This is a genomic window from Corallococcus sp. AB018 (assembly GCF_003986945.1).
Lineage (GTDB): Bacteria > Myxococcota > Myxococcia > Myxococcales > Myxococcaceae > Corallococcus > Corallococcus exiguus.
In genome coordinates this window covers 1-10525 of the sequence record NZ_RAWR01000290.1, presented here as the reverse complement: position 1 = coordinate 10525, position 10525 = coordinate 1, and the positions used below count along the sequence as shown (strand labels likewise).

The following is a 10525-nucleotide window of genomic DNA, read 5'->3' as shown; positions in this document are numbered from 1 at the left end:
GCCCCCGGCCGCTCCCCTGCCCTCCTGACGTCAGCCCTGCCTACATGCCCCGTCCCAGGGGGGATGACCCGTCCAGGAACTGCTGCGCCCGGCCCTCTTGTGGCATATACCCACACCATGCCTTCCGCCCTCACCGCCTCCCAGATCCGCGAGGCGTTCCTCCAGTTCTTCGAGGAGCGCGCCCACCGCCGTGTGGCCTCCTCCTCGCTGGTGCCCGTTGGCGACCAGACCCTGCTGTTCACCAACGCCGGCATGGTCCAGTTCAAGGACGTCTTCACCGGCCGTGAGCAGCGCGACTACCGCCGCGCCACCTCGTCCCAGAAGTGCGTGCGCGCTGGCGGCAAGCACAACGACCTCGACAACGTGGGCTACACCGCGCGCCACCACACGTTCTTCGAGATGCTCGGCAACTTCTCCTTCGGCGACTACTTCAAGGCCGACGCCATCTCGTTCGCCTGGGAGTTCGTGACGAAGCGGCTCGGCCTGGCCATCGACCGGCTCGCCGTCACCGTGTTCAACGGCGAGAACAACATCCCCTGGGATGAAGAGGCCTTCGACCTGTGGGCGAAGGAGGGCGTGTCTCGCGACCGCATCCTGAAGCTCGGCTACAAGGACAACTTCTGGGCCATGGGCGACACCGGCCCGTGCGGCCCCTGCTCTGAAATCCACTACCACCAGGGCGACGACATCCCTTGCGTGGAAGAGGCCGCGGGCAGGAAGTGCCAGGGCGTCGCGTGTGATTGCGACCGGTGGCTCGAAATCTGGAACCTCGTGTTCATGCAGTTCGAACGCAAGGAGAAGGACGCGCCCCTCATCCCGCTCCCCAAGCCGTCCATCGACACCGGCGCCGGCCTGGAGCGCATCGCGTCCGTCGTCCAGGGCAAGCGCTCCAACTACGACACCGACCTCTTCCAGGGCATCCTCGCCACCGTCAGCGAGCTGTGCGGCAAGCCCTACACCCAGGAGACCGGCGCCTCGCAGCGCGTGGTCGCCGACCACGCCCGCGCCACCGCGTTCCTCGTGGCCGACGGCGTCCAGCCCTCCAACGTGGCGCGCGGCTACGTCCTGCGCCGCATCATGCGCCGGGCCATCCGCCACGGTGACACGCAGCTGGGCATCAAGGAGCCCTTCTTCTTCAAGGTCGTGGACCGCGTCATCGAGCTCATGGGCGACGCGTTCCCCGAGCTGCGCGACGGCCGCACCTTCATCCTCGAAGTCGCCAAGCACGAGGAAGAGGGCTTCCGCCGCACGCTCGACCGCGGCCTCAAGCTGATGGACGAGGAGCTGTCCAAGCTCCAGGTTTCCGGCGGCAAGATCCTCGCTGGCGACGTCGTCTTCCTGCTGCACGGCACCTACGGCTTCCCCTGGGACCTCACGCAGATCATCGCGCGCGAGCGCGGCTACGACGTGGACCTGGAGGGCTTCAACAAGATCAAGGAGAAGGAAGCCGACGAGCAGGACGACTTCGTCAAGACCAAGAAGGGCACCACGGAGGTCTTCCAGACCGTCCTCGCGCGCACCGCCCCCACCCAGTTCCTGGGCTACGACGGCGAGGGCCACGAGGGCGAAGGCAGCGTCATCGCCCTGGTGCAGGACGGAGTGGAGGTGCCCCAGGTCTCCGCGGGCGCCACGGTGGAAGTCGTGCTGGACCGCACGCCCTTCTACGGCGAGTCCGGCGGCCAGCAGGGCGACACGGGCCGCATCGTCGCGCACGGCGGCAAGACCGTGGTGCAGGTGAAGGACGCGCAGCGCCCGGTGCAGGGCCTCATCGTCCACAGCGTGGAGGTGAAGGAAGGCACGCTCAAGGTCGGTGACATGGTGCAGACGTCCGTGGACGTGGAGCGCCGCAAGGCCATCCGCGCGAACCACTCCGCCACGCACCTGCTGCACAAGGCGCTCAAGCGCGTGCTCGGCGAGCACGTGAAGCAGGCGGGCTCCGTCGTCGCGCCGGACTTCCTGCGCTTCGACTTCTCGCACTTCTCCCCCGCCACCCAGGAGCAGCTGGAGCTGGTGGAGGACCTGGTCAACACCTGGGTGCGCGACAACGCGGATGCGCAGACGCGTGTCATGAACCTGGACGACGCGAAGAAGTCCGGCGCCGTGGCCATGTTCGGTGAGAAGTACGGCGACACCGTGCGCGTCGTCACCGTGCACCCGGAGTCCACGGAGCTCTGCGGCGGCACGCACGTGAAGCGCAGCGGCGACATCGGCCTGTTCAAGGTCACCAGCGAGAGCGGCGTCGCTTCCGGCGTGCGGCGCATCGTGGCCGTGACGGGCGTGGGCGCGCTCCAGTTCGTGCGCGAGCAGGAGCACGAGCTCAAGAAGGTCGCGGCGCTGTTGCGCACGAACCCCAAGGAAGTCGCTGTCCGCGTCGAGGCCACCCAGAAGCGCGTGAAGGAGTTGGAGCGCAAGGTGGAGGAGGTCTCGGTGAAGGCCCAGTCGGCCTCGCAGAAGGACCTCCTGGACCAGGCGCGCGAGGTCAACGGCATGAAGGTGCTGGCCACGCGCGTGGACCCCGCGGACGACAAGGTGTTCCGCGGCATGGCGGATCAGCTGCGCGACCGCATCGGGTCGGGCATCATCGCCATTGGCGGTGAGAAGGACGGCCGCGCCGTCATCCTGGTGGCGGCCACGAAGGACCTCGTCGCCAAGGGCATCAGCGCGGGCAACCTGGTTCGCGAGATGGCCAAGGAAGTGGGCGGCAAGGGCGGCGGCAAGCCGGACATGGCCCAGGCCGGTGGCCCGGACGCGGACAAGCTGCCCGTGGCGCTCGAGAAGCTCTTCGAGTTGGTGAAGGGCGCGAGCCCGGCGTGAGTCCTCGCGCTTCATCCCGCATCCTGGCGTTCCTGACGGCGGCCCTCCTGTTGGGGGGCTGCACGAAGGAAGCCTCCACGTCCGAAGAGGGACAGGAAGCCGACGCGCGCACGCTCCAGAAGCTGCGCGCGGAGGCGGACCGGGTGAAGCAGGGCGGCGCCGTGGCCGCGCGTCCACAGCCTGCCCAGCGCGAGCCGGAGGAGTCGAAGCTGGCGGGCCTGGCCGCGGGCATGGGCGACAGCGGGCCGCGCAAGCTGCGGCTGCCCGAGCGCAACGACACCGTGCACGTGGACACGGTGGCGATGAAGGTGACGGGGCTGGAGGCGTCGCACTCGGTGAAGGGCTCCGGCAAGTCGGGGCTGAGCCTCACGACGGAGGACCTGTTCCTTCGCGTGGAGCTCATCACCCAGAACGTGGGTGGGATGCCCGCGCCGCTGACGCTGGAGGGCGTGAAGCTCACGGACGCGAAGGGGCAGACGTATCCGCTGGCGCGTGACGCGCAGGCGGTGTCCGGCACGAAGCCCCTGCCCTCCATGTGGGCGCCCGCGCAGCGCACGGAAGTGGCGCTGCTGTTCGAGGTGCCGCCGGACGCCGTGCAAGACGATGGGCTGGCGCTCGTGGTGCGGGGCTCCGGCGGGGACGTGCGGATCCCCTTGCGATGACCGGGCCGGCCCCCAAGCTCCTCCCGCTGCGCATCCGACTCCCGTACACGGGGGAGGAGGAGTTCATCGAGCGGTATGGCTCGAACGTGGGGCGCGGTGGAGTGTTCGTGGCCACGCGAGCACTCAAGCCGGAAGGCACGGGGCTGGCGTTCGAGTTCGTCCTCGCGGATGGCACGCGGCTGTTGCGCGGTGAAGGCGTGGTGTTGAAGGCGCAGCCGGACGCGGGCAGTGCTCGGACCGGGATGACGGTGCGCTTCACCAAGCTGGACGCGGCGAGCAAGGCGCTCATCGATCGCATCGTCGCGCGGCGGAGCGGGATGGAGGTGGCGCCGCCGGGGCTGGTGCGACGGACTCCAGCCGTGAATCCGGCACGGCCTGCGTCAGGCATTGAAGCGCCGGCACCGGTAGAGCCTCCGGCGAAGGTGGTCCTCGAGAAACCGGGGACACGCGCCGCGCCGCCGAAGGCGTCCATGACGTTGCCGGCCGTGAAGCTGCCCGTCGCGGAGCCGCCGCCGGACCTGGCTGAACCGGATGACCCGGTGTCGCTGTTTCCGGAGCACGCGGTCGACGAAGAAGAGGAACTGGCGCCCCTTCCGTCGGTGGACTTCCTGCGGAAGCCACGGAGGCGTCCGGTCGGACTGGATCCACAACGGGCGACCCAGGAGATGTTCACGGTCCAGCCGACGACTCCTGCGTCCAGAGGAGTCCAGGCAGCGGACGCATCGACTACTCCAGAGGCCGATGGCAGTCGCGTGGAAGCGCAGCCCGCGGCGGCTGATGGGGGCGCCTCCGTTCCGGATGCACGCGAGGACGAAGCGCTTCCACCGGCAACAGAGGCATCTGGCGCGCCTGACGCTGGCGAAGCATCCGCGCACCACTTCACTCCCGCGTCAGTGGACGCGTTTGATCCGAACGCCGTGCTCGGAGCCGCGCATGCTCCCGAGCATTCCGGGTGGAGCCCCGAGTACGCGACGGAGGAGACTGGAGACACGGCTTCCGAGTTCGCGGACACGCCAGGCGCAGCGGAACCGGCGCACGTGGAAGCGGCAGCCGTGTCCGTTGAGACGCAGGCGGACTCCGGCTCGTCGTTCGACTTCGACGTCGACCTCAGCATGGAGTCCGATGAGTCCCCCGCTCCGGCGGAGCCCGGTCCCCAGTTCGCACCGGACTCCCCTGCGACGGAAGACGCCGAGGACGCGACGCTCCCTCCGGGAGAAAGTTCCTGGGCTCCCTCAGAAGCCCCCGACGCCGTCAGCGCCCAGGAGCCGCTCCATTCAGAGGCGAGCAGTGAATGGAGGGATCCGGACTCCGACACCGAGGGCGCCTCTTTCGCGGCAACGGTGCCTTCGGAAGAAGACGATGCTCGGACGGTGTCGGCCTCCGATGCCGAGGGGGGCGATACCGAAGCAGCGCTTCCGCCGGCGGAGCACTTGCCGGCCGCCCCGGACTTCGACGCCGCCGAGGGCTCGACGGCGGAGACCGCTCCGGCAGTCACGGACTCCGACGTCGTAGAAGACCTTCCCCAGGCGACGTCGCAGCCCGTGGGGTTCCATTCGGAGGATGCTCCGAAGGAAACGCCCCCTCCTCCAGAGCCGTTCACGACGCCGAGCCAACGGGAGGCCGAGCGCCTTCGCGCATGGGGTATCGATCCGGACTCCCTTCCGCGCGCGCTCAGCACAGACTCGGAGGACGTGGATCCATTCAGCGCGGCGCTTGAACAAGCTGTCGGAGCCACGGACACCGACGAGCCCGAGCGCGACACGCAAGCCGTCACGACTTCAACGGCCGCTCCTACCGCGAGTTCGGCCCCTGTGCCCGAGCCCGTCTCCGCGCCTCCGATGGACGAGGAGGACGCATCGACAGTCGTCGTGGTCGAGCTGCCGACCGAGGATGCCTGGACGGCGCTCGTCGGCTCCTCTGCATCCGAAGACACGACCCCGGCAGTGGCCGCGCCCGCGGTGGATGCTTCGCCCGAACTCGAATCGGCGTCGGTCCAAGCGCCAGAGCACGATGAGGCACTCGCTTCTGTGCTGGCTGCGGGGTCCCACGAAGAGACGCGGTCCGCATCCCCGGTAGCACCGCCCCCCGAAGAGACTCCGCCACCGACGGTGTCCACCCCGGCGGCCCTGGACGCCTCGAATGCGCTCGCGTCCGACACGAAGCTGCCCGTCGAGGAATCGGCGCCCCTCCAGGTTTCCACCAGCGCCTCCGCGTCACCGGTCGCATCGGGCGAAGCCACACAGCACACCGCGGCGAATGCCCCCAGCGGCACCGAAGCCGCCGCTCTGGGCAGCACTGCCGAGGAACCATCGCCGCGCGAATCCGCCGTGGAGCACGAAGATTCCGGTGCGGACAGCTCGACCTCGGAGCAACAGCCCGCCGCCAGCGAAACCACCGCACAGGTCAGTACGCCTTCGCAGCAGGCATCCGCCACGGAGCAGCCGCCTCGTTCCAGCGAAGCCACCTCGCCCATCAGCGCGACGTCGGAACAACCGTCCCCCCAAGCACCGGCCGCGACAGAGCCCCCGCGCGCCAGCGAAGCCGCCACGCGCATCAGCACGGGTTCGGAACCCCAGCCCCCTCAAGCATCAGCTGCGACAGAATCCCCGCGCGCCAGTGAAGCCGCCGCGACCCTCAGCGCAGCGTCGGAACAACCGAATCCTCAAGCATCGGCTGCGCCAGAGTCCTCCCGCTCCAATGAAGCCGCTGCACTCATCAGCGCAGCGTTGGGACAAGCATCGGCCGAGACAGAATCTCCGCGCTCCAGCGAAGCCACCGCGCCCAGTACCGCGGCGTCGGAACAACCGAATCCCCAAGCATCGGCTGCGCCAGAATCTCCGCGCACCAGTGAAGCCGCCGCGACCATCAGCACGGCGGCGGAACAACCGAATCCCCAAGCATCGGTCGCGACAGAGTCCTCGCGCTCCATCGAAGCCACCGCTCCCGTCAGCGCGGCGTTGGGACAAGCATCCGCCGCGACAGAATCTCCGCGCTCCAGCGAAGCCAACGCGCCCACCCGCGCGACGTCGGAACAACCGAATCCCCAAGCATCGGTCGCGACAGAAACCCTACGGTCCACCGAAGCCACGGCATCTGTCCTCACGGCCTCATCACCACCGCCGTCCCAGACCTCCACCGCGCCCCAGTCCCCGCGCACCGACGAAGCCGCACCACCGCCTTCCGCTGACGCACAGAGCAGCACCGCCACCGCGCGCAGCCGCCGCCGCACGCTCTTCGACCTGGCTCCCGCCGTGCCCGTCACCACGCCCGCGGCGGCGGAGGTCGTGCTCGGCATCGACGTGGGCACTTCACACGCGCGCGTCGCCGCGTTCATCGACGGCGTCGCCACGCCCATCCCCATCCCCGGCAACGACGGCTCGGGCCTTCCCTCCGTCATCGCGGTGAACAGCGCCGGAGAATTCCTGGTCGGTGCCGCCGCGCTCGTCGAAGCCTCCCGCGCACCCCGCCGCGCCGCGACCGGCCTCAAGCGCCTGCTCGGCGTGCGCGCCCGCTCCCCGAACCTGCGCTGGCTCTCCCCGCAGCTCCCCTTCCCCGTCGCCACCGACCGCCATGGGGACGCGGGCGTGGAGCTCGATGGCCGCCACGTGGCGCCCACCCTCCTCACCGCGATGCTGCTGCGCGAGCTGCATCAGGCGGCCACCACGCACCTGGGCCGCAAGGTGACGCGCGCCGTGCTCTGCGCGCCTTCGCACTTCACCGAACGCCAGCGCGCCGCCCTTCGCGAGGCCGCCACCATGGCCGGCCTGGACGTGCCCCGCGTGCTCACCAACAGCGCCGCCGCGGCGCTCGCGTACGCGTACGGCCGGGGCCTCGCTCGCAAACGCGTCCTCGTCGTGGACCTGGGCGGCGGCGGCCTGGAGGTCTGCGTGGTGCAGGTCACCGGCGATGACCTGGAGGTCGTCACCACCGGCGGCGACCCCACCCTCGGCGGCATGGACTTCGACGCCCGCATCGCCGAGGCACTCGTCAGCGACCTCGCCGGACAGGGCCACCCCCGCCCCGAACACCTGCTCGACTGGGGCCCCCTGCGCACCCTCGCTGAGTCCACCAAGGAGACCCTCTCCACCCAGGACAGCGTGGACGTCACCCTGCCCACCGGCCCCGGCCCCAAGCTCGACCGCGAGCGCATGGAGGCCCTCACCGCCGACCTCGCCCAGCGTGTCGTCTCCGTCACCCGCGAGGTGCTGGAATCCAACGCCCTGTCCCCTCAAGGCCTGGACGCCGTGCTCCTCGTGGGCGGCCAGTCCCGTTCACCGCTCGTGCGCCGCCGCCTGGAGGAGAGCCTGGGCGTGCCCGTGCGCGACGACGACGTGGACGCCCGCACCGCCGTGGTGCGCGGCGCCGCGCTGCTCGGTCACGCGCTCCTGCTGTCGGAGACCGGCAAGCCCGCCGCCAGCGTCTCGGAGGTCCTCACCGCCCCCATCGGCGTCGCCGAGGACGCCGGCACCTTCCGCCGCGTGCTGGAGCGCAACACCCGCCTGCCCACCGCGAAGACGCTCGTCATCCCCATCACCGTCCCCGGTCCGCTGGCGCTCGCCTTCTTCCAGGGCACCGCCGCCACCGCCGTGGAGAACGAATGGCTCGGCTGCCTCACCCTCTCCGTGGAACGCCCCGGCGAGGTGGAGGTGTACCTGGAGTTGTCCACCGACGGCACCCTCGCCTTCAGCGCCACCCTGCCCGGCGCGAAGCGGCAGCCGGTGACGCTCGCGGCGGAGGAGCTGGACGACGCCTCCCGCGATGCACTCATCGCCCGCTCGCCCTTCCACACCGAACCAGAAGCCCGGCCGAGCGGCCTGCTTTCCGGATTGAAGAAGCTCTTCGGCCGGCGCTGAGGCCCTCGGCCTCCTGGCTCCGTCCACAGGGCGGGTGTGCTGTCAGGCCCTGTCGTCCCAGCTTCCATTCCAGGTCCCACACTTCTAGCGGGAGGAACCTGGTCATGAGACGGACTTCGATGGTGGCAGGACTGGTGGTGGCCGGCACGTGCGTGGCGGGGCCAGCCCTCGCGGTGGATGCGAGCGAGGTGTCGCGCAAGCTCAGCTTCAGCGAAGAGGACTCCACGGCCGGCCTGGACGTGGGCGTGGGCCTGGGCGGCTTCACCGGCGACCTGGGCGACGAGACGGGCGTGGGCGGGCTGTTCAACATCACCGCCAACGCCCAGCCCTGGAAGTACATCGGCGTGGAGGTCGGCTACGAAGGCCAGAACATCCCCATCGATGACGCCCGCGTCCTCGGCGGCAACCACATCTGGCGCAACAACGGCACGTTCATGGGCAAGCTCGGCCCCGTCGTCGACCACAAGTGGCACCCCTTCGTGGGCGCGGGCTTCGGCCTCAGCTTCCTGCACGCGTCCTCGGGCTCCGCGCCCATCTACGGCAATGACTGGCAGACGGAGTTGCCGCTGGCCGCGGGCATCGAATACCGCCTGGGCCACCTGTCCGCCGGCGTGCGCGCCACCTACCGCCTCGTCGGTAGCGAGGACCTGACCACCGTCCCCGGCACCACCGAGGAGGCCAAGGGCAGCCTCTTCAACGGCAACCTCACCGTGGGCGGCCGCTTCTAGCCGGCTCCGCGTCCGCGGGACGCAAGGCTCCCGCGGACGCGTCACGTCCTCACAGCTCGAAGCGCGTCATCAGCACTTCCGGACGCGGATCTTCCTTCCACGCGTCCAGCACCGCCTGCGCCGGCGACCGGCCCGAAGCCGCCACCGCCTCCAGCGGCGCGAGCAGCGGCGCGTCCTCGGGGTCCAACCGCTGCAGCCCCCGCTTCGCGATGGCCACCATCTCCCCGGCCAGCCGGTGCAGCTCGCGAGGCCCCAGCTTCCCGGCCAGGCCCTCGCGGCGCGCGGTGTCGTGGAAGGCCAGGTGCTCGGTGAAGTTCAGCCGCGGCAGGAGCAGCTCCGCCTCCTCCAGCGCCTGCGCGTCATAGAGGATGCCGCGCCAGAGCGCGCCCAGCGCCCCCGTCATGGCCGCGCTCGCGCTGTCCGCGCCGCGCACCTCCAGCACCTTCTTCAGCCGCACCTCCGGGAAGAGCGTGGACAGGTGGTCCGTCCAGTCCCCCATGTCCGGCGGCTGGCCCTCGTAGCCCTCCTTCATGAGCTGGCGGAAGGTGAGCTTCGGGTGGCGGTACTCGCCCTCGCGGCGCAGGAACAGCAGCGGCGCGTCCAGCGCCCAGTCCACATAGGCCTGATAGGAGAACGAGCCGTCGAACCAGGACGGCAGGTAGCCACAGCGCGTGGGGTCCACCTCTTCCCAGACGCGGCTGCGGAAGGACATGTAGCCGGAAGGCTTGCCCTCCAGGAGCGGGCTGTTGGCGTACAGCGCCACCAGCAGCGGCGACAGGCGCGCCACCGCCACCGTCTTGCGCACACAGTCCGCCTCGTCCGCCCAGTCCAGCGACACCTGCCCGGTGGACGTCATCAGCATCATGTTCAGCGCCAGCCGGCCGCGCTCCGGCAGCGTGCGGCGCATCACCTGGTAGCGCGTCTTGGGCATCCAGGGCATTTCGCCCGTCGTGCCCACCGGCCGGTAGCCCAGCGCCACCAGCCGCAGGCCCTGCGCGGACGCCGCCGCCTTCGTCTCCTTCAGGTGCTGGAGGTTCTCCTGATGCGCCTCCCGCGCCGTGTGGAAGGGGCTGCCGGACAGTTCGAACTGCCCGCCCGGCTCCAGGGAGATGGCCGCCATCCCGCGCTGCAGCGCGATGACCGGCGACTGGGGCGTCTCCCGGAAGGGCTCGTAGCCGCCCGGGGCGATGCGCTCCAGCAGGGCACCTACTCCGTTCGGTCCCTCATAGGGCACGGGTTGGGCGGACCCCACGGGGTAGATGAACTTTTCGTGCTCCAGCCCCAGGCGGTGCTGGGTCCGGGGCTTCTCCCCTTTGCGAAGCTCTTCCACCAGGGGGGCGGCGGAAGTGAGGGGCTCGGAGGCCACGCGCTTGAGGTCGAGGGACATGAGGGCGCCCTATATAACGGGGGCCGTTGGCCTTGCCCTCATTTGAGCACCCTGCCCCCATGCGCCCTGCATCCCCCGTCC

At 70.1% G+C, this 10525-nt stretch carries 5 protein-coding genes; 4 read left to right on the top strand and 1 reads right to left on the bottom strand.

Annotated elements, in window-relative coordinates; translation table 11 throughout:
- Positions 1–117 precede the first annotated feature (117 nt).
- The 4 genes from alaS to D7Y11_RS38685 all read left to right on the top strand — a co-directional run bounded on the left by alaS (position 118) and on the right by D7Y11_RS38685 (position 9057).
- On the top strand, positions 118–2814 hold the full coding sequence (alaS, locus tag D7Y11_RS38705; RefSeq protein ID WP_121755830.1) for an alanine--tRNA ligase: 2697 nt from the start codon (positions 118–120) through the stop codon (positions 2812–2814).
- On the top strand, positions 2811–3476 hold the full coding sequence (locus D7Y11_RS38700; protein WP_121755828.1) for a hypothetical protein: 666 nt from the start codon (positions 2811–2813) through the stop codon (positions 3474–3476). Before alaS ends, D7Y11_RS38700 begins: the two co-directional genes overlap by 4 nt.
- Positions 3473–8329 carry a TIGR02266 family protein gene (locus D7Y11_RS44675; RefSeq protein WP_233607538.1) on the top strand — a complete coding sequence of 1619 codons (4857 nt, stop codon included), beginning with the start codon at positions 3473–3475 and terminating at the stop codon, positions 8327–8329. The genes D7Y11_RS38700 and D7Y11_RS44675 overlap by 4 nt, the downstream gene beginning before the upstream one ends.
- A 104-nt stretch (positions 8330–8433) precedes the next feature.
- Positions 8434–9057: an outer membrane protein gene (locus D7Y11_RS38685; RefSeq protein ID WP_121755829.1), complete on the top strand. Its 624-nt coding sequence runs from the start codon at positions 8434–8436 to the stop codon at positions 9055–9057.
- A 49-nt stretch (positions 9058–9106) separates the two neighbouring features.
- Here D7Y11_RS38685 and D7Y11_RS38680 read toward each other — a convergent pair whose 3' ends face one another.
- Positions 9107–10444 (bottom strand): glutamate--cysteine ligase, encoded by a 1338-nt coding sequence (locus D7Y11_RS38680; protein WP_120599298.1) that lies wholly within the window; start codon positions 10442–10444, stop codon positions 9107–9109.
- Positions 10445–10525 lie beyond the last annotated feature (81 nt).